Origin of the sequence: Amycolatopsis sacchari (genome assembly GCF_900114035.1) — a bacterium.
GTDB lineage: Bacteria > Actinomycetota > Actinomycetes > Mycobacteriales > Pseudonocardiaceae > Amycolatopsis_E > Amycolatopsis_E sacchari.
The window spans coordinates 22,863-45,871 of sequence record NZ_FORP01000001.1 but is presented as its reverse complement, the minus strand read 5'-3'; the positions used below and the strand labels follow the sequence as shown (position 1 = coordinate 45,871).

Genomic DNA, 23,009 nt, shown 5'->3' with positions numbered 1-23,009 from the left:
CGGCACCTCAGCGGCCATGACAAGGAGTGAGCGCTACCCGTGCGCGACGCGCAGTCACCTGGTGACAGTACCCAGCCGGGTGACGAACCCGGCTCCCCCGACTCCCATCCCGCCCGCCGAGCGGCAGGGGCGCGCTGATGGACGTGCTCTTCTCCGTGCTGGGCGTGCTGTTCTTCGTCCTGCTGACCATCGGCACCGGACTGGCCGTGGCGGCCGAGTTCTCGCTGACGGCGCTCGAGCGCAGCACCGTGGAGGCCGACGTCCGGCAGACCGGTGACCGCCGGTCCCAGATCGTCCGCAAGGCCCACGCCCACCTGTCCTACCAGCTGTCCGGCGCGCAGGTCGCGATCACGCTGACCACGCTGGTCACCGGTTACCTCGCCGAACCGCTCATCGGGCGGCTCGTGCGGCCCGCGCTGACGGCGCTGGGCCTGTCCGAGGGCGCCGCCGAGGGCGCGTCGCTCGTCGCAGCCCTGCTGCTGGCCACGTCGCTGTCGATGATCCTCGGCGAGATGGTGCCGAAGAACCTCGCGGTGGCGCGGCCGTTGCAGACCGCGCGGGCCGTGATGGGCTACCACTCGCGCTTCTCCGCGCTCTTCCGCTGGCTCATCACGCTGATGAACAACAGCGCGAACTGGGTGGTGCGCAAGTTCGGCGTCGAGCCGCAGGAGGAGCTGCGCTCCGCGCGCTCGCCGCAGGAGCTGGGCTCGATCGTGCGCACCAGCGCGGAAAGCGGCACGCTGGAGCCCTCGACCGCGGAGCTGCTCGACAAGTCCCTGCGCTTCGGCGGCCGCACCGCCGACGAGCTGATGACCCCGCGCGTGCAGGTCGAGTCGCTGACGGTGGACGACACGATCAACGACCTCGTCGCGCTCTCCCGCGAGACCGGGCACTCCCGTTTTCCCGTCTACCGCGAGGATCTCGACGACGTCCAGGGCGCGGTGCACGTCAAGCAGGCCTTCACCGTGCCGGCCAGGGAACGCGGCAGCGTCCGCATCGGCACGGTGATGCGGCCGGTGCCGACCGTGCCGGAGTCGCTGCCCGGTGACGCGCTGCTGTCGAGGCTGCGGGACTCGCGCTTCCAGATCGCGATGGTCGTCGACGAGTACGGCGGCACGGCGGGCCTGGTGACGCTGGAGGACGTCGTCGAGGAGATCATCGGCGACGTCCGCGACGAGCACGACCAGGGTGAGGCGCCCGCGTCGCAGCGGCTGGACCCCGACACCTGGCTGGTGTCGGGGCAGCTGCGGGCCGACGAGGTCAGCGAGCTGACCGGGTTCCGCATGCCCGAGGGCGACTACGAGACCATCGCCGGGCTGGTGCTGGAGCGGCTGGGCCGCATCCCGGCGGCGGGCGACGGCGTCGAGGTCGACGGCTGGCGGCTCACCGTGCTGACGATGGACCGGCACCGGATCGCGGAGCTGAGCGTGCACCGGCTGGAGGCGCCGGCCCCGGCGGAGGAGGAGCAGCCGCGATGAACGACTGGCTCGCCATCGTCCTCGTCGTGGTGCTGCTGCTGACCAACGCGTTCTTCGTCGGCGCGGAGTTCACCCTGATCTCCTCGCGCCGCGACCGGCTGGAAGCGCTGCTGGAACAGGGCAAGACGCGCGCGAAGATCGTGATCAACGCCAGCAGGCACGTCTCGCTCATGCTCGCGGGCGCGCAGCTGGGCATCACGATCTGCTCGCTGCTGCTGGGCCGCCTCGGCGAGCCCGCCGTCGCGCACCGGCTCGGCGCGTTCTTCGAGCTGGTGCACATGCCCGAGGTGCTGGTGCACGCGATCTCGTTCGCGATCGCGCTGGCGTTCATCACCATCCTGCACGTGCTGATCGGCGAGATGGTGCCGAAGAACCTGGCGATCGCCGACCCCGAGCGCCTGGCGCTGTGGCTGGTGCCCGTGCACGTGGGGTGGGTGAAGCTCGCGCGGCCGTTCATCTGGCTGCTGAACTTCCTCGCGAACTCGCTGCTGCGCGTGGTCAAGGTGGAGCCGAAGGACGAGCTGGAAACCGCTTACACCTCGGCGGAGCTGGCCGAGCTCCTCAGCGAGTCGCGGCGGGAGGGGCTGCTGGAGCAGTCGGAGCACGAGCGGCTGAGCCAGACGCTGTCGTCGGTGCGCAAGACCGTGGCCGACGTCCTGGTGCCGCTGAACGAGCTGAAGACGCTGTCCCCCGCGCCGACGGTCGGGGAGGTCGAGCGGGCGGTGTCGGAGACCGGCTTCTCGCGGTACCCGCTCTGCTCGGCGGCCGGGGAGCTGATCGGGTACCTGCACGTGAAGGACGTGCTGGACCAGATCGGCGACGCACCCGCGACCACGATCGCCGCGGACCGGATCCGCGCGTTCACCGACCTGCCCTCGGGCACCCGCCTCGACGAGGCGTTGTCGGCCATGCGGGCGGAGGGTTCGCACCTGGCGCGCGTGCTCGACACGGCCGGACGGCCGGTGGGCGTCGTCGCGCTGGAGGACCTCGTCGAGGAGTACGTCGGCACGGTCCGCGACGGCACGCACGTGGCGGCGTGACCATGCGCGTGCTGGCGCCGGAGGAGTGGGGCGAGCGCGAGCGGGCACACGCCGAGCGCATGCGGCGCTGGACGCGGCCCCGGCAGGAACGGCGGTCCCGCGGGGAGAAGCACCCCGTGCTGGACTTCCTGTTCGAGTACTACTCGTACCGGCCGGGGCACCTGGAGCGCTGGCACCCCGGTGCCGGTGTCGTGCTGGCCGGTGGCGAGCGGTTCCTGGAGCGGCCCGGCTACGTCCGCGTCGAGGGCGGCGTGGCGCTCGACCTGGCCGCCTTCACGGAGAAGAAGGCGCAGACGACGCGGTATTTCCTTGCCCTGCTGGAAAAGACGGCGAGCCGCGCGCCCCGGCTGAGCTGTTTCGGGCTGCACGAGTGGGCCATGGTGTACCGGCAGAGCCCCGAGCAGGTGCGGCACAACCAGCTGCCGCTACGGCTGGGTGGCGCGGGTACGGACGCCGTCGTGGACTCGCTCGACATCCGGTGCGGGCACTACGACGCGTTCCGCTTCTTCACCGCGCCCGCCCGGCCTCGGAACGCGCTGCAGCCGACGAGGGAGACCCAACCCGAGCTGGAACAGCCGGGCTGCCTCCACGCGAACATGGATTTGTACAAGGTTTGTTACAAGCTGGATCCGTTTGTCCCGTCGGAACTGCTCGCCGACTGCTTCGAACTCGCCGTGGAGATCCGCGAACTGGACATGCGGGCGAGTCCGTATGATCTTTCCGCGCTCGGGTACGAGCCCGTGCGCATCGAAACCCCGTCCGGGCGCGCCGAATACGCCCGGCTGCAGGGCGGGTTCGCCCGCCGTGCGGCCCCGCTGCGCAACAGGCTGATAGCGCAGTGCCACTACTTACTTTCGCTTCACAAGTGATTCCTTGATCTTTTGTGTGGTGACGGTAAGTTTTTTCGCCCTCACGGGCGCATCACGTTTTCCTAACGCTCTACCCCTGTTAGGGTGAACGCGTTTGCCGACTATGCACGCAGAGTTGAAGGGACTACCCGATGGGGCGTCACAGCCGGGACGACGATCCCGCTCCTCGCCTCCCTGAGCGACCGCAGGAGCCGCGGCGGCCGGCGGGCGGACCGGGCAACGCCGCGCATCCGAGGCAGCCGCAGTACGGCCGGGCACCGATGCGGCCTGGACAGCCGGCGCTGAACCGCCCGCAGCGCCCCCTTCCTCCCGTCGACGAGCGCACGCGCACGATCCCCGCGGTGACCGACGAAGGTGATTTTCCCTTGCCTGGAGGGCGTTCCGAGGCCAACCGCACGACGGTCGGCCTCCGCCGCCCCGCCCCCGAGCCTGCCGACGAGCCCGATGGCTTCAATGCCTTCGGTGAGCCCGGCCGCGCCACGCGCAGCGGGAACTTCCCTGCGGTAGGCGGCACTCCTAGTGAAGGCAGGGCCACCCGCAGCGGCAGCTTTCCGCCGGTCGGCGGTTCCCCCACGGACCGTCGCGCCACGCGCAGCGGCGGTTTCCCGGCGGTGGACGGCGCCCCCGGCGAAGGCAGGGGCGCTCGTAGCGGGAACTTCCCGGCAGTAGATGGCACCGGAGGCCGCGGGACGCGCGGCGGGAACTACCCCGCGGTCGGCGGCTCCGCCGCGGAGGGCCGCGCCACGCGGAGCGGCAGTCACCCCACGGAAGGCCGCGCCACGCGCAGCGGTGGCTACCCGGCCGAGGGCCACGCCACCCGCAGTGGGAACTTCCCCGCCATCGGCGGCTCCCGCACCGAAGGCCAGGCCACCCGCAGTGGGAACTTCCCCGCCATCGGCGACGCCCCCGCCGAAGGCCGCGCCACCCGCAGCGGCAACTTCCCCGCCATCGGCAGCACCCCCACCGAAGGCCAGACCACCCGCAGTGGCAACTTCCCCGCCGTCGGCAGCACCCCCACCGAAGGCCAGGCCACCCGCAGCGGGAACTTCCCCGCCATCGGCGGCTCCCGCACCGAGGGTCGCTCGACGCGCAGCGGCAGCTTCCGCGCCGCGGGCGAAGGCCGCGCCACGCGCAGCGGCAACTACCCCGCCGTCGGCGGCACCCCCACCGAAGGCCGCGCCACGCGAAGCGGCAACCACCCCGCCGTCTCCGAAGGCCGCTCCACCTCCACGGGCGGCTTCCGCACCCGCGAGGGTCGCGCCACCTCGACCGGCAGCCACCGCCCCGTCCGCGCCACCGACACCGGCGAGAACCGCACCACGACGACCGGCAGCCACCGCGCCGTGTCCGAGGGCCGCTCCACCACCACGGGCAGCCACCGCGTCGTCTCCGAGGGCCGGTCAACCGCCACGGGCGGCCACCGCGTCGTCTCCGAGGGCCGCAGCAGCGCTACCGGCACGCACCGCGCCATGGGCAAGGTCGCCGGGCGCCGCAAGGTCGCGAAGTGGCCGATCGTCGCCGGGGTGTTCGTCGTGCTGCTCGTCGTCGGGCTGCTGGGCTGGAGCTGGGCCAACAACACCGTCAACAGCCGCGCCGAGGCCCAGGCCAACGCCTGCACCGAGGGCGACTCGACGATGTCCGTCGTGGTCACGCCGACCGCGCAGAAACCCGTCGAGGCCGCCGCGAACCGGTGGAACCAGGCCAACACCGTCGTGCACGCCCACTGCGTCCACATCGAGGTGCGGGCGATCCCGTCCCAGCAGGTCCTCGACGCGCTGACCGGCAAGGCCGACCTCGCGGCCATCGGCGGCCTGCCCGCCGCCTGGGTGCCCGAGAACTCCTACTGGGTCGACCAGCTGCAGACCACCAAACCCGGCATGGTCGGCTCCCCCGCCGAGTCGGTCGCCAACGCCCCCTCCGCCGACTACCCGTTCCTCGGGCTGGCCGGTGCCACGGTGGACGAGGTGCAGGCCCGCGCGGCCCAGGTCTTCCGCGACTACCTGCGGGAACCCGCCCAGCAGGCCGACTTCAAGGCGGCCGGGCTCACCAGCGGCTGAGCCTGGAAAAGAAACAGGCCCGGACACCAAGCTGGTGTCCGGGCCTCCCCACTCTGTCCATGCCGTGAAGGCGCCTGAGAGGTTCACCCGTTGCGTTGGGCCGGGCTTGCACCGTCGGCGGAGTTCCGGGTTGTGGCCGGGACCCACTTTCCAGAGGCGTCTCGTCCGCGCGGTCCGGGGGCCTGAGAGGTTCCGGGGAGGAGTTGCTCCTTCGGCGCCGGGCCCGGGTGGGGGCTCGGTCTCTCCCGCGCGGCTTCGGCGACTGCGGGCTTCACACTACCCGCAGGTAATTTCAGCCCGTACGGCGGGCGTTGCGCCGCTGGCTCAGCTCGTCCGGCACGACGGCTTCGACGTGCCCGCCGTCGGCGCGCTCGGCCGGGAACTCGTGGATCGTGCCGCTGATCTCCTGCATCGGGACCTTCACGGCGATGCCGAACACGCCCTGCCCGCCCTGCAGCAGATCGACGATCTCCTCCGGCGAGGTGCACTCGTACACGGTGGTGCCGTCCGACACCAGCGTCACCTTCGCCAGGTCGGCGACCCCGCGGGCCCGCAGGTGGTCCACCGCGACCCTGATGTTCTGCAGCGAGACGCCCGTGTCCAGTAAACGCTTCACGATCTTGAGCGCCAGGATGTCCTTGAAGGAGTACAGGCGCTGGGAACCCGAGCCGTGCGCGGTGCGGATGCTCGGGGCGACGAGCTTCGTGCGGGCCCAGTAGTCGAGCTGCCGGTAGGTGATCCCGGCGATCTGGCAGGCCGCGGGCCCCCGGTAACCGACCAGCTCATCCGGCAGGGACGAATCAGGGAACAGCTCACCCTGCTCTCCGTCGACCGCCTTGATCGGCCTCTCGTCGACCACGCATGCCTCCCCTCGCCCGGCCGGGCGGCCGGTCGAAACAAGCACCGGGGTCCCGGGAGCGGAACCCCTGCCGGCGAACCGCGGCGTGCACCCCGGTCCGGGGGGAATTGCACCTTGGCGATTTACCGCCTTAGACGGTAAGCGTGGTGGCCCCACTGGTCAACGCGACGCGCGGCGGCCCCGACCAGTTATTCAGCCGTCATCCGGATCAGCTGTCCGCGGCGGGACGGGGGCTCAGGTGTCGGCCCCGCGGAAGTCCTCGGGTGAGACGGAGTCGAGGAACTCGCGGAACTTCTCGACCTCGTCCTCCTGCTCGTCGGGGATGATCAGGCCGGCCTCTTCGAGCACCGAGTCCACGGCGTGGATCGGCACCCCGACCCGCAGCGCGAGCGCGACCGAGTCGCTGGGGCGCGCGGAAACGCGCACGTTGCCGTCGAACACCAGCTCCGCGAAGAAGGTGCCCTCGCGCAGATCGGTGATCACGACGTGCTCCAGCTCCCGCCCGAGCGCGCCGATGACCTCCTTGAGGAGATCGTGCGTCAGCGGCCTCGCCGGCCGCACGCCCTGCTGTTCGAGCGCGATGGCCGTGGCCTCCACGGATCCGATCCAGATCGGGAGGTAGCGCTCGCCCTCCGTCTCCCGCAGCAGCAAGATCGGCTGATTCGCGGGCAGCTCGACCCGCACGCCGACGACGCGCATCTCGCTCATCGGACTTCGCCTCCCTCTCCTGTGCGCGGGCTGCAGCGCCCTGCGGCCGTGCCCGCGCCGACATCCTCGACGCTACCCGCCCGGTGGACGCTGTGCTCGCTAGTTCGCATGTGCCTCAAGCACGTTCGGTGTCCGGCAACCCACAACCAACGGTACGGCATCCGGGGCGATAGGAAGAGTCATGAAACTGTGTCATTACCGACCGGGACAGGGCACGGGGCCGCACTCAGCCGCCCGTGACACCGCGGATGCCCGCTTTGACCAGAAGCGTGTGCAGGGTCACGGACAGCGCCGCCAGCTCGCGCACCATCTCGTCGGCGCGGGCCTTCGCGTCGGCGTCGCGGTGCCGGTACACGGGCGTGACGATCTGCTCCAGCAGGCCGACCTCCCGGTCGGCCGAGGCGCGGAACGCCCGCAGGTGCCGCGGCTCGATGCCGAACTCGGTCATCGCCCGCACGGTGCGCGCGACGAGCACCGAGTCCGGGTCGTAGAAGCCGGCGGGCCCCGGCCGGACGAGCCCGTACTGCTCCAGCTCGGCCAGCGTGCCCGCGTCGACACCCGCCTGCTCGAGCAGCTCCTCGCGGGTCAGCCGGACCTCGCGCCCCGGCGCGAAGTCCTCGGCCGAGGGCAGCGCGTCCCCGGCCGGCGAGGACAGCGAGACGAGCTTGCGGGGCAGCCGGACCGGAGTGACCTCGGGCCCGGCCGCACCGCTGTCGGCGGCGTCCAGCTGCTCCTTGATGACCTTCAGCGGCAGGTAGTGGTCCCGCTGGGCGGACAGCACGAACCGCAGGCGCTCGACGTCCGCCGGGGCGAACTGCCGGTAGCCCGAAGGCGTGCGCCCGGGCCGCACCAGCCCCTCCGACTCGAGGAACCGGATCTTGGAGATGGTGACGTCGGGGAAGTCCGAGCGCAGCTGCGCCAGTACGGCCCCGATGCTCAGCCCCTCGCGCTGTGGCCGCCCGGCAGCCGTCACCGTGCCCCCTGGCCCCCGTGCCCCGGGCCGGTCAGGAAGACCAGGCGGAACTTGCCGATCTGCACCTCGTCCCCGCCGGCGAGGACGGCCTGGTCGACCGGTTCGCGGTTGACGTAGGTGCCGTTGAGGCTGCCCACGTCGATCACCACGAACTCGCCGCCCTCACGCCGGAACTCGGCGTGCCGGCGGGAGACCGTGACGTCGTCGAGGAAGATGTCGCTGTCGGGGTGCCGTCCCGCGCTGGTGGTGTCGCGGTCCAGCAGGAACCGCGAGCCCGCGTTGGGACCCCGCTTGACGACCAGCAGTGCCGAGCCCGCCGGCAGCGCGTCGACGCCGGCGACCGAAGGCTCGGGCGCCGGCGGCTCGTGGCCCTCCGCGTCCGCCAGGAAATCGGCCCGGAAGACCGAGGTCCGCTCCGGAGACTGCTCCGGGGGAACGCCGGGTCCGTCGTTCGTGCTCACCTGAGCTCTCCTCACCACTGAAGTGTTACCGGAAGAACGTGTGCTGCCAACGTACCGTGTCTGATCGGTCGCAGGCGCTGGGGCTCCCCCAAGTCCCGGGCGTTATCCGGCGGTCAGCGCCTGGTAGGCGTCGGCGTCGAGCAGGCCTTCGACGGTGGCCGGATCGGCGACCTTGAGCTCGATGAGCCAGCCCTCGCCGTAGGGGTCGCTGTTGATCAGCTCGGGGGACTCGACAACGGCGTCGTTGACGGCCGCGACCTCCCCGTCGAGCGGCGCGTACAGCTCCGAGACGCTCTTGGTGGACTCCACCTCGCCGAACACGTCGCCCGCGCTGACCTGCTTGCCCACCTCGGGCAGCTCGACGAACACCACGTCGCCGAGCTGGTCCTGCGCGAACTCGGTGATCCCCACCCGGACCGAGTCACCGGCGGCGCTGGCCACCCACTCGTGCTCCTCGGTGTAGCGCAACTCTTCTGGAGCGGACAACTGCGGTCCCCTTTCGTGCCTTCACTGCGCGGATCTCGCGCGAAGTCTTACATCACGGGTGTGCGGGCGGCACCCCGGACCGCCGAGATCGTCTGGATCACGTACAGCGCCCCCGACCACAGGTAGAGCACGCAGCCCCAGGCGGTGAACGCGTAGGCGAACGGGCGGGCGACGGCGGCCACGGCGGAGCCCCCCTGCGTGAGCAGCAGGAGGGGGAAGGCGTACATCAGCACGAAGGTCGCGGCCTTGCCGGCGTAGGTGACGTCGGGCGGCAGGAACCCGTGGCGGCGCAGGACGACCAGGCAGACGCCCACGACCAGTTCCCGCAGCACGAGCGGCGCGACGACCCACCAGGGCACGATGCCGCGGACCAGGAAGGCGACCAGCGTGGCGGCGATGTAGAGCCGGTCGGCGGCGGGATCGAGCAACTGCCCGAGGCGGCTCATCTGGTTCAGCCAGCGGGCGAGCTTGCCGTCGAGCCAGTCGGTGAGGGCGCTGAACACCAGCAGCGCCAGGGCCCAGCCGTCCTCCCGGGGGCCGAGCAGCAGCCACAGGAAGACGGGGACGCCGGCCAGGCGCAGGAGGGAGAGGAGGTTGGGGATGTTGAGCGCCTGGCGCAGCAGGGAGGGGGTGGCGGTCGGGGTTGCGGGCGCTTCAGCGCCGGAGGCGGCGGGGGCGGCGGGGGTTCCGGTGCCCGAGGCGGGCGGCGATCCGGCCGGGGGTTCGGCGGCAGAGGCGGCGCGGGTTGGGCTGCCGGAAGCGGCTGGGGGTTCGGCGGATGCGAGGGCCGTTCCGCCGGAGGCCGTGGGGGCCTTGCCACCGGGAGCGGCCGGGGGTTCGGCGGAGGCGGGAGCCGTTCCGCCGGAGGCGGCGGCCGTTCCGCCGCCGGGCGTGGGCGGCGCGGTGGCGGCCGCGGGAAGCGCCATCTCGCCTGGGGTCGCGCCGTCCCGGGAGGCCTCCCCGCGAGACGCGTCGATGCGAGAGGCGGCCGGGATGCCGGTCCGGGACCGTTCCGGGGCGGCGCCGTTCGTGGCGGCCGTGGGGGCCTCGCCGGTGGAGGCGGGGGTCGGGCCGTCCGCAAGAGGGTGCTCCGCGGGACGGCTTTCCGGGCTGGGGTCGCTCACCAGGTCACCCTATCCGGCAGACAGGACGATCCGATGCCCGGCGGGCCGCGCCGCCGGGCCTACCGGGCAGGTCCTCACGTGCCTGGCGGCAGGCGTGCCGGGGCAGGTCCGCGGACGCCCCGCCGGGCCAACTCCGTTGGGAACCGCCGGTGCCAAAACGGGCGGCGCCGCCGGGTCGATCGGATCAGTTACTCCGGTGCCTGGCGGCAGACCAGCCCACGGCAACTCCTCCAATGCCTCGCGGGGTGCGCCGAGTAAGCACCTCCGGTACCCGCGGCAGGCCTGCCGGGGCGGGTCCTCCGACCGCCGCCGGGGCCTGCCGAATCAGCTTCTCCAGCACCGGCCAAGCCCTGCCGGGGGCAGGTCCTGTACTCGCGGCAGGCCTGCCTGGGCAGGTCATCCGACCGGCGCTGGGCCCTACCGAATCAGCTCCTCCGCGACCGGCCGAGCCCTGCCGGGGGCAGGTCCTGTACTCGCGGCAGGCCTGCCGGGGCGGGTCCTCCGACCGCCGTCGGTCCCTGCCGAATCAGCCCCTCCGGGACCGGCCGAGCCCTGCCGGGCCAGCTCCACCGGCATCCACCGGCACCTGCCGGACCGCACCGCCACCCCAGCCGGGGTCAGCTGGCGCGGTGGTAGCTCCAGCCTCGGCGGCGCAGGTCCGCGCCGGTGAGGGCGAGGGGGCGGCCCCGGTTGTCCCTGCCGACCCAGCGGGGGTTTCCGGTGCCGGGCTCCAGCACGTACGGGCGCCCCTGGCTCCACACCACCGTGCAAGGCGTGGTCGGCGGTTCGTCGGTGGACTCTGTCTCGCTGTCTGAAGCTGTGTCGGTGCTCATCGCTCTCAGTGCTCGGATCTCTCGGGGGGAGGGCGCCTGCGGGGACAGGCACATCCAGAACGTCGCCCGCGAGCGCCGTGATGTTAGCCACCCGGGGTGGATTCACCCGCTCCGGTGGTCAAAAAGAACGCTGCGTGACCGTCTACTGTGGAGGGTCGTGCGGGCGGCGGGCGTCCGGCTCCCGGTCCGGGTAGCCTTCCGCTGCCGAAGATCAGGAGGAGGCCGGGATGGGTGCTTCGAGCCGCTGGTTCGCCGCGGCCGCCCTGCTGCTGCTCACCGCGGGCTGCGCCGCGGGCGGCGACGAGCCGGCGGGCCAGGTCGCCACGCCGAAGCCGATCCCCGCGCCCGCCACCAGCACTCCCCCGCCCACCGCCGGAAGCGCCGCGCCCGAGACCACGGGCAGCGCCCCGCCCGAAGCCCAGCCGAACGCCGAAGCCCAGCCGAGCGCCGAAGCGCAGCCGAAAGCCGAAGCCGACGGGGCGTGTGGCGCCGTCACCGCCGCGAGCGGCCTGCGGCTGCAGGTGCTGCCGGACTCCACCGTGCCCTGCGCCGAGGCGACCGACCTGGTCCGCCGCTTCCAGGAACAGCTCGCGGGCAAGCAGCCCGCGGGTTCGAACCAGCCCGCGAGCGCCACCGTCGACGGCTGGCTGTGCGTCTCCGGCCCGCCCGCCGCGCAGGGTGGCACCACCTGCAGCAAGCAGGACAAGACCGTGTTCGCCGGTGTGGCGAGCGAGTAGCCCTTCCCACTCCCCTTCAAGGAAACTCCCCGTGTCCGGAAAGTTTGTGCTTCGCTCGACCGGATCTGTCGCGGTGTGCCTGTTCACGCTCAGTGCGTGTGGCGGCCAGGAAGCCCCGCCTGCCCCGCCCTCCGGCGGCGGCGAGGCCCAGGCCGTGCTCGCCAGTCCGCCGGCCGAGGACGTCCAGTGCGGCACCGTCCCGTCGGCCGACGGCACGCAGGCGAAGGTGATCATCCGCGAGGGTGCCGTCGAGTGCGCCGAGGCCGTCACGCTCCTGACGCAGTACTTCGCGCGCGTGACCCCGGCCGCCGCGGCCAGCCCCGACGGCGCGGGGCCGATCGCGATCGAGCCGTGGACCTGCGGCAGCGAGCCGGGCTCGGTCGTCACCGCCACCTGCTCGACCGAGGACGGTCGCGAGGTGGCCGCCGAGCCCGCCCGCTGACCGCCGCTCAGCCCTTCAGGCCGGGGAAGTCCTCCTCGCGGAACTCGCCGTCCGGGCGGCCGTCGCCCCGCTTCTCCTCCTGGCCGCGCAGCTCGACGCGGCGGATCTTGCCCGAGATCGTCTTCGGCAGGTCGGTGAACTCCAGCCGCCGGATCCGCTTGTACGGCGCGAGGTGCTCGCGGCAGAACGCGAGGATGCTCTCCGCCGTCGCCGCGTCCGGGGCGTGGCCCGCGGCGAGCACGACGTACGCCTTCGGCACGGCGAGCCGGATCGGGTCCGGCGCCGGCACGACGGCGGCTTCGGCGACCGCCTCGTGCTCCAGCAGCACGCTTTCCAGCTCGAAGGGCGAGATCCGGTAGTCCGACGCCTTGAACACGTCGTCGGTGCGGCCGACGTAGGTGATGTAGCCGTCCTCGTCGACCGAACCCACGTCGCCGGTGTGGTAGAAGCCGTTCGCGAACGCCTTCTGCGTGCGCTCCTCGTCGTCGGCGTACCCGGTCATCAGGCCCACGGGACGCTTCGCGAGGTCGAGGCAGATCTCGCCCTCCCGCGCCCGCTCCCCCGTCACCGGGTCGACGAGCGCGACCGCGAACCCGGGCAGCGGGCGGCCCATCGAGCCCGCCTTGACCGGCTGACCGGGGGTGTTGGCGACCTGGACGCTGCTCTCGGTCTGCCCGAAGCCGTCCCGGATGGTCACGCCCCACGCCTTCGACACCTGCTCGATGACCTCGGGGTTGAGCGGCTCCCCCGCGCCGACCACCTTGCGCGGCGGGGTCTTCAGCGCGGTGAGGTCGGCCTGGATGAGCATGCGCCACACGGTCGGCGGGGCGCAGAAGCTGGTCACGCCGCAGCGGTCCATCTGCGCCATCAGCGCGCTCGCGTCGAACCGCTGGTAGTTGTAGATGAACACCGTGGCCTCGGCGTTCCAGGGCGCGAAGACGTTGCTCCACGCGTGCTTCGCCCAGCCCGGCGACGAGATGTTGAGGTGCACGTCGCCCGGCTCGAGCCCGATCCAGTACATCGTGGACAGGTGCCCCACCGGGTACGAGACGTGCGTGTGCTGCACGAGCTTGGGCTTCGCGGTCGTGCCCGACGTGAAGTACAGCAGCAGCGGGTCGGTGGCGGCCGTGACGCCGTCGGCCTCGAACTCGGCGGGCGCGGCGTACGCGTCGGCGAAGGACAGCCAGCCCTGCGCGGGCTCCCCCACCGCGATGCGGGTGTAGTCGCCGCTCACGTCGGCGAACTTCGGCACGTCCGCCGAGCGCACCACGACGTGCTTCGCCGCGCCGCGGTCCACGCGGTCACGCAGGTCGTCCGGCCCGAGCAGGGTGGAGGCCGGGATGATCACCGCACCCAGCTTGATCGCCGCGAGGATGGTCTCCCACAGCTCGACCTGGTTGCCCAGCATGAGGATCAGCCGGTCCCCCCGGCGCACGCCGTGCCCGCGGAGCCAGTTCGCCACGCGGTTGGACCGCTCCGCCAGCTCGGGGAACGTCCAGCGGCCCTCCGAGCCGTCCTCCTCGACGATCCACAGCGCGTACCGCTGGGCGTTGGCCTCGTCGCGGGCGATGACGTCGAACCAGTCGAGCGCCCAGTTGAACTCGCTCAGCTCGGGCCAGGTGAACTCGCGGTACGCGGTGTCGTAGTCCTCGCGGTGCGCCAGGAGGTAGTCCCGTGCCTGCCGGAAAGCGTCGCTGCTCACCCTATTCTCCCTTGAACTCCGGCTTCCGCCGCTCCATGAACGCCTGCACCGCCTCACCCAGGTCCTTGCTGGGCAGGAAGGCGGCGTTCCACGCCGAGACGTACCGTAACCCGTCTTCGACCCGTTGCCGCGTGTTGATCGCGAGCACGTCCTTGACGCCCTGCACGACCAGCGGCGGGTTGGCGGCGATCTCCCCGGCCAGCTCGCGCGCGGCGGCGAGCACGGCCTCCTGATCGGCGTACACGTCGTTGACCAGGCCGATCTTCTCGGCACGCGCGGCGTCGATGTCCTTGCCGGTCAACGCCAGCTCACGCAGGTGGCCCTCGCCGATAATCCCGGCGAGCCGCTGCAGGCTGCCCAGGTCGGCGACGATCGCGACCTTGGTCTCGCGCACGCTGAACTTCGCGTCCGCGCTGGCCAGGCGCACGTCGGCGGCGGAGATGACGTCCACGCCGCCGCCGATGCACCAGCCCGCGACCGCGGCGACGATGGGGGTGCGGCATTCGGCGACCGCGGTGACCGAGTCCTGCAGCTTCCTGATCTCCTTCAGGAACTCCGTGCGCGGGCCGGCGAGGCTGTCCCCGGACAGCAGCGGCGCCCAGCTGCCCATCATCGCGGGCAGGTCGAGCCCGTAGGAGAAGTTGCGCCCGCTGCCGGTCAGCACGATCGCCCGGACCTGCGGGTCCTCGTCGAGCGCGCGGAACACCAGCGGCAGCTCGCGCCAGAAGTCGGGGCCCATCGCGTTGCCTTTGGAGGGTCCCAGGAGGGTCACCTCGGCCACGGCGCCGGAGCGGTCGACGCGGAGCGACACGAGGTCGGCGAAGTTACTCATAGGTAGAGAGTGCCACGCGGAGCGTGTCGATGAGGGGTGGTGGTCGGGAGAGGGGCTGGCCATCTTGGCGCATCCTCGTGGTTTCCTGGGGACATGACCCCGCACCAGCTGGAGCTCGCCGGGTCCTTCACCTTCGAAGGGCACCGGCTGGCCTACACCGAGTACGGCCAGGGCGACCGCGTGGTCGTGCTGACGCACGGGATCATGTTCACCCGCCGCATGCACGCCCCGCTCGCCCGCAGGCTCGCCGCCGAAGGGTTCCGCACGATCACGCTCGACCTGCTGGGGCACGGCGAGTCCGACCGGCCGACCGAGTCGTGGCGGTACTCGATGCCCGCGTTCGGGTTGCAGGTGCTCGCGTTGCTGGACCACCTGGAGATCGACCGCGCGGTGGTCGGCGGGACGTCGCTGGGGGCGAACGTCGCGCTGGAGGTCGGCGTGGTGGCGCCGGAGCGGACGCGCGGGCTGGTGGTGGAGATGCCGGTGCTGGACAACGCGATCGTCGCGGGGCTGCTGACGTTCGCGCCGCTGCTGTTCGCCGCGCGGTTCCTGCCGTTCACCGTCGCCGGGGTGGCCGGGCTGGCCGGACTGGTGCCGCACGGCAGCCAGTGGGTCGACGTCGTGACCGACACGCTCGAGCAGCGTCCGGCGTCGATGGCCGCGTTGCTGCACGGTGTCCTCTTCGGACGGATCGCGCCGCCGAAAGCGGTGCGGCGCACCATTTCCCCGCCCGCGCTCGTGATCGGCCACCAGCGCGATCCGATCCACCCCTTCGGTGACGCGGACACGCTCGCCGCCGACCTGCCGGACGCGGAGTTCGCACAGGCCCGCAGCCCGGTGGAGCTGCGCTTCGACCCGGACCGGCTGACCGAGGTGATCGTGGACTTCGTGCGGCGCCGCTACGAACCCTGAAGCCCCGCAACGGGTCCGATCACGGTCACCGCGGGCGGGCGCACCCCGGCGGCCTTCGCGTCGGCCGCAACGGAGTCCAAAGTGGACCTCGTGATGCGCTGGGTGGGCATGGTGCCGTCCTGGATGATCGCGACGGGCGTGTCGCCGGGCCGCCCCGCGGCGAGCAGCGCGTCGGCGAACCGGTCGAGCTTGTCCACGCCCATCATGAGCACGATCGTGCCGCGCAGCCTGCCGAGCGCGTCCCAGTCGGTCAGCGACGTCTCGTGGCCCGGCGGGACGTGCCCGGACACCACGACGACCTCGTGCGCGACTCCGCGGTGGGTGACGGGCACCCCGGCGACGGCGGGCACGGAGAAGGCGCTGGTGATCCCGGGGACGACGGTGACGGGGACCCCCGCCTCGGCGCACGCGAGCAGCTCCTCGAAGCCCCGGCCGAACAGGTAGGGGTCGCCCCCCTTGAGGCGCACCACGAACTTGCCCGCCTTGGCGTGCTCGACCAGCGTCTGGTTGATGAAGTCCTGGCTGGCCGCGCGGCCGTACGGGATCTTGGCCGCGTCGACGATCTCCACGTCGGGGCGCAGCTCGTCGAGCAGCTCGCGGGGGCCGAGCCGGTCGGTCACCACCACGTCGGCGCGCGCCAGCAGGCGCCGCCCCTTGACGGTGATCAGCTCGGGGTCGCCGGGGCCGCCGCCGACGAGCGCCACCCCGGGCAGCTCGCCGTCCTGGCGCGGCACGGAGTCGGCGATCACGCCGCTGTGCAGGGCCTCGACGATGTTGTCGCGGACGGCCGCCGACCGCAGCGGCTGGCCGCCGGAGAGCACGCCGACGACCAGGCCCTCGTGGCGGCCCGAGGCGGCGGTGACGGCGGTGCCCTCGGCGCCGTTGTCGGCCCGCACGCAGAAGATGCGGCGCCGCTCGGCCTCGGCGCAGACGGCGGCGTTGACCTCGGGGTCGTCGGTGCAGGCCAGCGCGTACCAGGCGCCGTCGAGGTCGCCGTCGGCGTAGCGGCGGCGGTGCCAGACCACCTCGCCCGCGTCGGCCATCGCCCCCACCGCCGCGGTGGTGGAGGGCGAGACGACCTCGACGGCGGCTCCCGCCCCGATCAGCCGGGGCAGGCGGCGCTGGGCGACGGTGCCGCCGCCCACCAGGACGACGCGCCGCCCGGTGAGGTCGAGGCCGACGAGGTAGTGGTCTTCGGACATGGCCACCATCATGACGGCACCGCCGCCGGACCACGAGGTCAGGCCGGGCGAGTGTGAGCAACTCCGTACTGGCTCCGGCACTTCGGGACCGCTGTCACCGGGTGCTGTAGGGCAGCAGTGCCATCTCCCTGGCGGTCTTGATCGCCGTCGCGACCTGGCGCTGCTGCTGCGGCGTCAGTCCCGTGACGCGCCGGGAGCGGATCTTCCCCCGGTCGGAGATGAACTTCCGCAGCAGCTCGGTGTCCTTCCAGTCCACTTCGGACAGGCCGGCGGCGTGCAGCAGGTTCCGCTTCCGCTTGAGCGGGCGTGGCGTGCGCATGCTCACCAGCTCGCCTTCGACACGCCCGGCAGCTCACCGCGGTGCGCCATCTCCCGCAGCCGCACCCGGGACAGCCCGAACTTGCGGAAGTAGCCGCGCGGCCGGCCGTCGGCGGCGTCGCGGTTGCGCAGCCGCACCGGGCTGGCGTCCCGCGGCAGCGCCTGCAGCGCCGACACCGCCGCGGCCCGCTCCTCCGGGGTGGACCGCGGCGAGCGGATCGTCTCCTTCAGCTCCGCCCGCCGCTCCGCGTACCGCGCGACCACGACGCGCCGCTGCGCGTCCTTCGCGATCTTCGATTGCTTCGCCATCAGCGCTCTTCCCGGAACTCGACGTGCTGCCGGGCGACCGGGTCGTACTTGCGGATGACCATCCGGTCGGGGTCGTTGCGCCGGTTCTTGCGGGTCACGTAGGTGTAGCCGGTGCCCGCGGTGGACCGCAGCTTGATGACGGGGCGGACGTCGTTCTTCGCCATTACAGCTTCACTCCCTTGGCCTTCAGTTCCGCGACAACGGCTTCGATGCCGCGCTTGTCGATCGTCTTGATGCCCTGCGCGGACACGCGCAGCCGCACCCAGCGGTTCTCGCCCGGCAGCCAGTACCGCCGGTTCTGCAGGTTCGGCTCCCAGCGGCGCGAGGTGCGCCGGTGCGAGTGCGACACCTGCTTGCCGTAACCGGGCCTGCTGCCGGTGACCTGGCAGACCTTGCTCATCCCACACCCCTAGTTGGCATCGGTTTTCATTTTCATCTAACGTACACGGGCGTGGAAACCTTCCCGATGCGCACCCCCGTGACCTTGATCGCCGGACTGGACCCGGCCGCCAACGCGCGGCTGGCCGACCAGCTCCACCGCCCCGGCACCGCGCTGGTGCACCACAACCTGCGGGAGATCACCTCGGGCGTGGTGCGCAGGCGCCTGCGCCTCGGCCACCGCGACGAGACGGTCACGCTGGAACTGGCGCACGGCTGCGTGTCCTGCACGCTGCGCGAGGACCTGCTGCCGCTGCTGCGGCGCCTCGCCGGGATGCCGGAGGTGGACCGGATCGTGGTCCGGCTCGACGAGTCCATGGAGCCGGAGCCGGTGTGCTGGGCCATCGAGAACGTGCTGGTCGGCGACCGCACGGTGAGCGAGTTCGTCGAGATCGAGGCCGTCTGCGCCACCGTGGACCGGGCGAGCTGGCTCGACGACGCCACCGGCGACGACACGCTCGCCGAGCGCGGCCGGCAGGCCAGCCCCGAGGACGAGCGCACGGTCGCGCAGGTCGCGTTGTCCCAGGTCGAGTTCGCCGACGTGCTCGTGCTGTCCGGCACGCCGGCCGACACGTGGCAGGCGATGCGCACCGCCGCTGTGCTCGACCGCGTCGCCCCGGCGGCGCTGCGCGTCGAGCTGGGCGAACCGCTGCCCGCCGTGCCGCCGGACGCGCGCCGCGGCGAGGTCACCGACATGCACGGCCCGTTGCTGCGCGGCGAGCCTCCCCTGCACCCCGACTGCGGCATCGCGGTCCTGCTGTTCACCGCGCGGCGCCCGTTCCACCCCGCCCGCCTGCACGAGGCGATCGACGTCCTGCTCGACGGCGTGGTGCGCACGCGGGGACGCGCGTGGGTGGCCAGCCAGCCCGAGCGGGCGCTGTGGATCGAGTCCGCGGGCGGTGGGCTTGGGGTCGGGGACGCCGGGCCGTGGCTCGCCGCCACGGAAGGACCCGCGTGGGAGGACGTGTCGCCGGAACGCCGCGCGCTCGCCTCACTGCGCTGGGACCCCGAGTTCGGCGACCGCGCGCAGGAACTCGTCGTCGTCACCGACCGCGCCACGCCCGAGGAGGTGTCGGGCGCACTGCGCGGCGCGCTGCTCACCGACGAAGAACTGGCGGCCGGGCCGGACGCCTGGCACGCCTACCCCGACCCGTTCGGGTCGTGGGCCGAAGTCAACGCAGGAGAGGAAGTCTCGTGAAACCCGGCATCCACCCCGACTACCACCCCGTGGTGTTCAAGGACACCGCCACCGGGGACGCGTTCCTCACGCGGTCCACCGTCACGTCCGACAAGACGATCGAGTGGTCCGACGGCGGCACCTACCCGCTCGTGCTGGTGGACATCAGCTCGTCCTCGCACCCGTTCTGGACCGGCTCGCGGCGGGTCGTGGACACCGCGGGGCAGGTCGAGAAGTTCCACCGCCGCTACGGACGACGAGGAGGGCGTGCCTGATGGCCGTGCCCAAGCGCAAGACGTCGCGCAGCAACACCCGCACCCGCCGCTCGCAGTGGAAGGCCGCCGCACCGGACCTGGTGCCGATCGTGGTGAACGGCGAGCGCAAACTCGTGCCGCGCAGGCTGGTCAGCCACTTCCACCGCTCGGCGCGGTGACACCGGACTGCTCGCGGGCGCCGAGCCGGCCCTGGAGCTGGTCGAAGGCGACCGCGAGCAGGATCAGCACGCCGATCGCGATCCGCAGGTAGAAGGAGTTGATCCCGAGCAGGTTGCCGCCGTTGTTCAGGGTGGAGGTGATCAGCGCGCCCGCCGCCGCACCCAGCGCGCTGCCCTTCGCGCCGAACAGGCTGGCACCGCCGATGACACACGCGGCGATCGCGTCCAGCTCGTTGCCCTCGCCCATCGTCGGCACCCCGGCGTTGAGCCGGGACGCGAGCAGCACCCCGCCCAGCCCCGCGAGCAGCCCGGACAGCGCGTACACGGTGACCAGGACCCGCGCGACCGGGACGCCCGCCAGCCGCGCGGACTCCGCGTTGGAGCCGACGGCGTAGACGCAGCGGCCGAACACCGTGCGGCGCAACAGGAACCCCGCGAGCGCCACCGCCACGACCGCGATGATCAGCAGGTTCGGCACGCCCCACACGGTGCCGTTGGCGATCGCCGCGAAGGAGTCCGGCAGCGGCTGGATCGTGTTCGCGTCGGTGATCACCAGCACCAGCCCGCGGGCCGCGCCCATCATGCCGAGGGTGACGATGAACGGCGGCAGCTTCGCGAACGCCACGAGCACGCCGTTGACGACACCGACGAGCGCGCCCGCGGCGACGGCGAGCAGCACCGCGAGCGGCACTCCGAACCCGGCCACCAGCAGCTGCGCGGCCACCGCGCCGGTGAGCCCGACGACCGAGCCGACCGACAGGTCGATGCCCTTGGTCAGGATCACCAGCAGCTGGCCGATCGGGATGACCGCGAACACCGCCCACTGCCGGGCGAGGTTCTCCATGTTGCCCAGCGTCAGGAAGTTCGGGCTCGCCAGCGCGAGCGCGCCGAACAGGACCACGAGCACGACGAGCCCGCCGCCCTCGCGGCCGACCGCCTCGCGCCAGCCCAGCACGCGGGTGCCGGAGTCCACTTCGGACTCCCGGACGACGAGGTCACGCAGCCCCATTCGCCCTCCCGGTGCTCGCCAGTGTCAGCAGTCCCTCTTCGCTCGCCTCCGCCGCCGGCACGTCGCCGACGACGCGGCCGCGGCGCAGCACCACGATCCGGTCGACGAGGCCGAGCAGCTCCGGCAGGTACGACGACACGACGACGATCGCGAACCCGCGTGCCGCGAGGTCCCCGATCAGCGTGTACAGCTCGGCCTTCGCGCCGATGTCCACGCCCTTGGTCGGCTCGTCGAACAGCAGCACCCGCACGTCGGTGACGAGCCAGCGGGCCAGCAGCACCTTCTGCTGGTTGCCGCCGGACAGGGTGGAGACGGGTTCGTCGTAGGAGGCGGCACGCAGGCGCAGGCCGTCGAGCACTTCGTCGACCCGCTGGGCCTCGCGCCGCCGCGACAGCAGGCCACGCGACGCGATCGAGGTCAGGCTCGCGATCGAGACGTTGTCGCGGATGCTCAGTTCCGGCAGCAGCCCCAGTTCCTTGCGGTCCTCCGACAGCAGCCCGATCCCCGCTTTGACGGCTTCACGCGGGCGCCCGGGCGGCACCGGTTCGCCGTCGACTTCGACCGTGCCCGCCTCGGGCTGGTCCGCGCCGAAGATCGCCCGCAGCAGCTCGGTGCGCCCGGCCCCGAGCAGTCCCGCGATGCCGACGATCTCCCCCGCCCACACATCGAGGTCCACGGCGTGGGGGCTGCCCGGCGGCCGCAGCCCGCGGACCCGCAGCAACGGGGTGTCGGTCTCGCCGCGGTCCGTCGAGGACGGGTACAGCTCCTCGACCGTCCGGCCCACCATCGCCGAGATCAGCGTGTCCTCACTGAAGTCGGCCATCGCGCCCGTGCGCGTGACCGTGCCGTCGCGCAGCACGGTCACGCGGTCGCCGATCTCAAACATCTCCTCGAGCCGGTGGCTGACGTAGAGCACAGCCACGCCTTCGTCCCGCAACGCGGCGATCCGCCCCAGCAGCGCTTCGGCTTCCGCGCCGGACAACGCCGTGGTCGGCTCGTCGAAGATGATCACCCGCGGGTCGTCGCCGAGGACCTTCGCGATCTCGACCAGCTGCCGAGTGGCGGCGGGCAGGGCCGCGACCGGAGTGGCGGGGTCGAGATCCAGGTCGACGCGGGCGAGTTTGCGGCGCGCCTGTTCACGCAGCGCCCGCCGGTCGACGACACCGGCGCGGGCGGGAAACCGGCCCATGAGGAGGTTCTCGGCGACGGACAGATCCAGCAGCAGGCTCAGTTCCTGGTACACCGCCCCGATTCCGGCGGCCCGCGCGGCGGCGGGGGTGAGCGTCACCGGCATCGGCCGGCCGTCCACGAGGTACTCCCCCGCGTCCCGCCGCAGCGCGCCCGTGAGGACGCGGATGAGCGTGGACTTGCCGGCGCCGTTCTCCCCGGCGAGGCAGTGCACCTCGCCGGCCCGCAGCTCCAGCGACACGCCGTCGAGCGCGACCACGCCGCGGAAAGCCTTGCGCAGCCCCGAAAGCCGGATGACGGGCTCGCTCATTGGCTCGCCTGCGCGGTCGGCGGGTTGAGCAGGTCCTTGACGGCGGGGTCGTTCATGTTGCCCTGGTCGGCCAGCACCGCACCGGGGTCGAGGCTCAACGGCACCTTCGCGCCGGTGCTCGCGGCGATCGCCTCGACGACGCCCTGGTAGCCGAAGAAGTACGGGTTCTGCACGACGAGCGTGTCGATCGAGCCGTCGGCCAGCGCGGCGTTCTCCTGCGGGTCCGAGTCGAACGCCACCACCGGCAGCGTGGCGGCGCGGCCGGTGTCCTTGATGGCCCGCGCGACGCCGTTTCCGGACATGTTGTTCGCCGCGAAGATCCCGACGAGGTCGGGCACCGCGCCCAGCGCGTCGTTCGTCTGGTTGGCGGCGGTGTTGATGTCGTTGTTGTTGAAGCGTTCCTGCCACACGGTCAGCTGCGGGCAGCTCGCCGCGAGCCCTTGCCGGAACCCCTTCGCGCGGTCGCCGAGAGCCTGCACGCCCGCGACGGCGTTCTCCAGCAGCACCCGCCCGCTCGTCTTGCCCTGCGCGGTGACGAGCTGGCACAGCCGCTGCCCGGCCTGCTCCCCCGCACGCAGGTTGTTCGTCCCGATGAACGCCTCGTTCTGCGTGGACACCGTCCCGTCGACCGTGACGACCTTGATGCCGGACTGCCGGGCCCGGTCGATCACCTTGTTCAGCGCGCTTTCGGAGTTCGCGGCGAGCACGATCGCGTCCACACCACGGGAAATCGAGTTCTCCACCAGCCGCACCTGGTCGCTCACGTCGGTCTCGGACGTGGGCCCGAAACGGCCGACGTCGACGCCGAGGTCCTCCCCCGCGCGCTGGGCCCCGGCGAACATGCTCTGCCAGAAGGAGGAGTCGGTCGCCTTGACGATCACGTCGATCCGCAGCCCCGACGCCTTACCCGGCCCAGCGTTGCCCTGCGCGCCGCCCCCGCCGAGCGCCTTGCCGACGACGAGGCCGATCACCAGCGCCAGCACGACTCCGGCGGCCAGCAACGGGGTCGAGAACAGGATCCGGTTCCGGGCCATCGCCTCCGCCTCCCAGCGCCTCGTCGCGCGTCGTCGCCTCGAACGGGCCGTGGCCGGAAACTAGCACCGGGAAGGAGC

Annotated in this window: 27 protein-coding genes and 1 riboswitch; of the genes, 10 read left to right on the top strand and 17 right to left on the bottom strand. The window is 72.3% G+C overall.

Features of this window, described 5'->3' with window-relative positions:
- The first annotated feature begins 137 nt into the window (after positions 1-137).
- From BMZ92_RS00265 to BMZ92_RS38510, 4 genes are all read left to right on the top strand, one after another.
- On the top strand, positions 138-1,478 hold the full coding sequence (locus tag BMZ92_RS00265; protein WP_177228480.1) for a hemolysin family protein: 1,341 nt from the start codon (positions 138-140) through the stop codon (positions 1,476-1,478).
- Positions 1,475-2,518, top strand: a complete 1,044-nt coding sequence (locus BMZ92_RS00260; protein ID WP_091503403.1) for a hemolysin family protein — start codon at positions 1,475-1,477, stop codon at positions 2,516-2,518. Before BMZ92_RS00265 ends, BMZ92_RS00260 begins: the two co-directional genes overlap by 4 nt.
- Before the next feature lie 2 nt (positions 2,519-2,520).
- Positions 2,521-3,387, top strand: a complete 867-nt coding sequence (locus BMZ92_RS00255) for a 3-methyladenine DNA glycosylase (RefSeq protein ID WP_091503401.1) — start codon at positions 2,521-2,523, stop codon at positions 3,385-3,387.
- Between the two features lie 611 nt (positions 3,388-3,998).
- Positions 3,999-5,444 carry a serine-rich family protein gene (locus BMZ92_RS38510; RefSeq protein WP_281245122.1) on the top strand — a complete coding sequence of 482 codons (1,446 nt, stop codon included), beginning with the start codon at positions 3,999-4,001 and terminating at the stop codon, positions 5,442-5,444.
- A gap of 160 nt (positions 5,445-5,604) precedes the next feature.
- A riboswitch (glycine riboswitch) is annotated at positions 5,605-5,702 on the bottom strand.
- A 34-nt stretch (positions 5,703-5,736) separates the two neighbouring features.
- Here the strand turns inward: BMZ92_RS38510 and BMZ92_RS00235 are convergent.
- The 7 genes from BMZ92_RS00235 to BMZ92_RS00205 all read right to left on the bottom strand — a co-directional run bounded on the left by BMZ92_RS00235 (position 5,737) and on the right by BMZ92_RS00205 (position 10,888).
- Positions 5,737-6,303: a MerR family transcriptional regulator gene (locus BMZ92_RS00235; protein WP_091503396.1), complete on the bottom strand. Its 567-nt coding sequence runs from the start codon at positions 6,301-6,303 to the stop codon at positions 5,737-5,739.
- 234 nt (positions 6,304-6,537) lie between these two features.
- The gene (locus BMZ92_RS00230) at positions 6,538-7,011 is read right to left on the bottom strand and encodes a bifunctional nuclease family protein (RefSeq protein ID WP_091503395.1); all 474 of its coding nucleotides are present in this window, start codon (positions 7,009-7,011) and stop codon (positions 6,538-6,540) included.
- A gap of 226 nt (positions 7,012-7,237) precedes the next feature.
- Complete coding sequence (ftsR, locus tag BMZ92_RS00225; protein ID WP_177228479.1) at positions 7,238-7,984, bottom strand: transcriptional regulator FtsR; 747 nt, start codon at positions 7,982-7,984, stop codon at positions 7,238-7,240.
- Positions 7,981-8,445 (bottom strand): glycogen accumulation regulator GarA, encoded by a 465-nt coding sequence (gene garA, locus BMZ92_RS00220; RefSeq protein WP_091503393.1) that lies wholly within the window; start codon positions 8,443-8,445, stop codon positions 7,981-7,983. Before garA ends, ftsR begins: the two co-directional genes overlap by 4 nt.
- A 102-nt stretch (positions 8,446-8,547) precedes the next feature.
- Positions 8,548-8,931, bottom strand: coding sequence for a glycine cleavage system protein GcvH (gcvH, locus tag BMZ92_RS00215; RefSeq protein ID WP_091503392.1), 384 nt, complete (start codon positions 8,929-8,931; stop codon positions 8,548-8,550).
- A 47-nt stretch (positions 8,932-8,978) separates the two neighbouring features.
- Positions 8,979-9,554 (bottom strand): cardiolipin synthase ClsA, encoded by a 576-nt coding sequence (gene clsA, locus BMZ92_RS00210; protein WP_091504260.1) that lies wholly within the window; start codon positions 9,552-9,554, stop codon positions 8,979-8,981.
- Between the two features lie 1,118 nt (positions 9,555-10,672).
- Positions 10,673-10,888, bottom strand: a complete 216-nt coding sequence (locus tag BMZ92_RS00205) for a hypothetical protein (RefSeq protein ID WP_091503390.1) — start codon at positions 10,886-10,888, stop codon at positions 10,673-10,675.
- Between the two features lie 227 nt (positions 10,889-11,115).
- On the opposite strand from BMZ92_RS00205, the gene BMZ92_RS37920 reads away from it, so the two are divergent.
- Both BMZ92_RS37920 and BMZ92_RS00195 read left to right on the top strand, forming a co-directional pair.
- On the top strand, positions 11,116-11,625 hold the full coding sequence (locus tag BMZ92_RS37920) for a hypothetical protein (protein WP_245782807.1): 510 nt from the start codon (positions 11,116-11,118) through the stop codon (positions 11,623-11,625).
- Between the two features lie 31 nt (positions 11,626-11,656).
- Complete coding sequence (locus BMZ92_RS00195; protein WP_245782806.1) at positions 11,657-12,067, top strand: hypothetical protein; 411 nt, start codon at positions 11,657-11,659, stop codon at positions 12,065-12,067.
- A gap of 7 nt (positions 12,068-12,074) precedes the next feature.
- Here the strand turns inward: BMZ92_RS00195 and BMZ92_RS00190 are convergent, their stop codons facing one another.
- Together BMZ92_RS00190 and BMZ92_RS00185 are read right to left on the bottom strand one after the other, a co-directional pair.
- Positions 12,075-13,769, bottom strand: a complete 1,695-nt coding sequence (locus BMZ92_RS00190; protein ID WP_091503386.1) for an AMP-binding protein — start codon at positions 13,767-13,769, stop codon at positions 12,075-12,077.
- Position 13,770: 1 nt separating this feature from the next.
- Positions 13,771-14,601 carry a crotonase/enoyl-CoA hydratase family protein gene (locus tag BMZ92_RS00185; RefSeq protein ID WP_091503385.1) on the bottom strand — a complete coding sequence of 277 codons (831 nt, stop codon included), beginning with the start codon at positions 14,599-14,601 and terminating at the stop codon, positions 13,771-13,773.
- Positions 14,602-14,694: 93 nt separating this feature from the next.
- Between BMZ92_RS00185 and BMZ92_RS00180 the strand changes: the two genes are divergently transcribed.
- On the top strand, positions 14,695-15,513 hold the full coding sequence (locus BMZ92_RS00180; protein WP_091503383.1) for an alpha/beta fold hydrolase: 819 nt from the start codon (positions 14,695-14,697) through the stop codon (positions 15,511-15,513).
- Here the strand turns inward: BMZ92_RS00180 and cobA are convergent.
- From cobA to rpmB, 5 genes are all read right to left on the bottom strand, one after another.
- Positions 15,501-16,715 (bottom strand): uroporphyrinogen-III C-methyltransferase, encoded by a 1,215-nt coding sequence (gene cobA, locus BMZ92_RS00175; RefSeq protein WP_091504258.1) that lies wholly within the window; start codon positions 16,713-16,715, stop codon positions 15,501-15,503. The genes BMZ92_RS00180 and cobA overlap by 13 nt on opposite strands.
- 94 nt (positions 16,716-16,809) lie before the next feature.
- The gene (gene rpsR, locus BMZ92_RS00170; protein WP_091503381.1) at positions 16,810-17,034 is read right to left on the bottom strand and encodes a 30S ribosomal protein S18; all 225 of its coding nucleotides are present in this window, start codon (positions 17,032-17,034) and stop codon (positions 16,810-16,812) included.
- 2 nt (positions 17,035-17,036) lie between these two features.
- Complete coding sequence (rpsN, locus tag BMZ92_RS00165; RefSeq protein ID WP_091503380.1) at positions 17,037-17,342, bottom strand: 30S ribosomal protein S14; 306 nt, start codon at positions 17,340-17,342, stop codon at positions 17,037-17,039.
- Complete coding sequence (gene rpmG / locus BMZ92_RS00160; RefSeq protein WP_091503378.1) at positions 17,342-17,506, bottom strand: 50S ribosomal protein L33; 165 nt, start codon at positions 17,504-17,506, stop codon at positions 17,342-17,344. The genes rpsN and rpmG overlap by 1 nt, the downstream gene beginning before the upstream one ends.
- On the bottom strand, positions 17,506-17,742 hold the full coding sequence (gene rpmB, locus BMZ92_RS00155) for a 50S ribosomal protein L28 (protein ID WP_091503376.1): 237 nt from the start codon (positions 17,740-17,742) through the stop codon (positions 17,506-17,508). The genes rpmG and rpmB overlap by 1 nt, the downstream gene beginning before the upstream one ends.
- Before the next feature lie 66 nt (positions 17,743-17,808).
- On the opposite strand from rpmB, the gene mrf reads away from it, so the two are divergent.
- Genes mrf through rpmF form a run of 3 tightly spaced genes read left to right on the top strand, consistent with a single transcriptional unit; the run spans position 17,809 to position 19,390 of the window.
- Complete coding sequence (gene mrf / locus BMZ92_RS00150) at positions 17,809-18,978, top strand: ribosome hibernation factor-recruiting GTPase MRF (RefSeq protein WP_091503375.1); 1,170 nt, start codon at positions 17,809-17,811, stop codon at positions 18,976-18,978.
- A complete protein-coding gene (locus BMZ92_RS00145; protein WP_091503373.1) occupies positions 18,975-19,232 on the top strand; it encodes a type B 50S ribosomal protein L31 in 258 nt (85 codons plus the stop codon). The genes mrf and BMZ92_RS00145 overlap by 4 nt, the downstream gene beginning before the upstream one ends.
- Positions 19,232-19,390 carry a 50S ribosomal protein L32 gene (gene rpmF, locus BMZ92_RS00140; protein ID WP_091503371.1) on the top strand — a complete coding sequence of 53 codons (159 nt, stop codon included), beginning with the start codon at positions 19,232-19,234 and terminating at the stop codon, positions 19,388-19,390. The genes BMZ92_RS00145 and rpmF overlap by 1 nt, the downstream gene beginning before the upstream one ends.
- On the opposite strand, the gene BMZ92_RS00135 is transcribed toward rpmF, so the two are convergent.
- From BMZ92_RS00135 to BMZ92_RS00125, 3 genes are read right to left on the bottom strand one after another with little or no spacing between them, the layout of a single operon-like run.
- Entirely contained in the window at positions 19,362-20,399 is a 1,038-nt protein-coding gene (locus tag BMZ92_RS00135; protein WP_091503370.1) for an ABC transporter permease, read from the bottom strand. The genes rpmF and BMZ92_RS00135 overlap by 29 nt on opposite strands.
- Positions 20,386-21,897 (bottom strand): sugar ABC transporter ATP-binding protein, encoded by a 1,512-nt coding sequence (locus BMZ92_RS00130; RefSeq protein ID WP_091503368.1) that lies wholly within the window; start codon positions 21,895-21,897, stop codon positions 20,386-20,388. The genes BMZ92_RS00135 and BMZ92_RS00130 overlap by 14 nt, the downstream gene beginning before the upstream one ends.
- Positions 21,894-22,931 carry an ABC transporter substrate-binding protein gene (locus tag BMZ92_RS00125; RefSeq protein ID WP_091503366.1) on the bottom strand — a complete coding sequence of 346 codons (1,038 nt, stop codon included), beginning with the start codon at positions 22,929-22,931 and terminating at the stop codon, positions 21,894-21,896. Before BMZ92_RS00125 ends, BMZ92_RS00130 begins: the two co-directional genes overlap by 4 nt.
- Positions 22,932-23,009 lie beyond the last annotated feature (78 nt).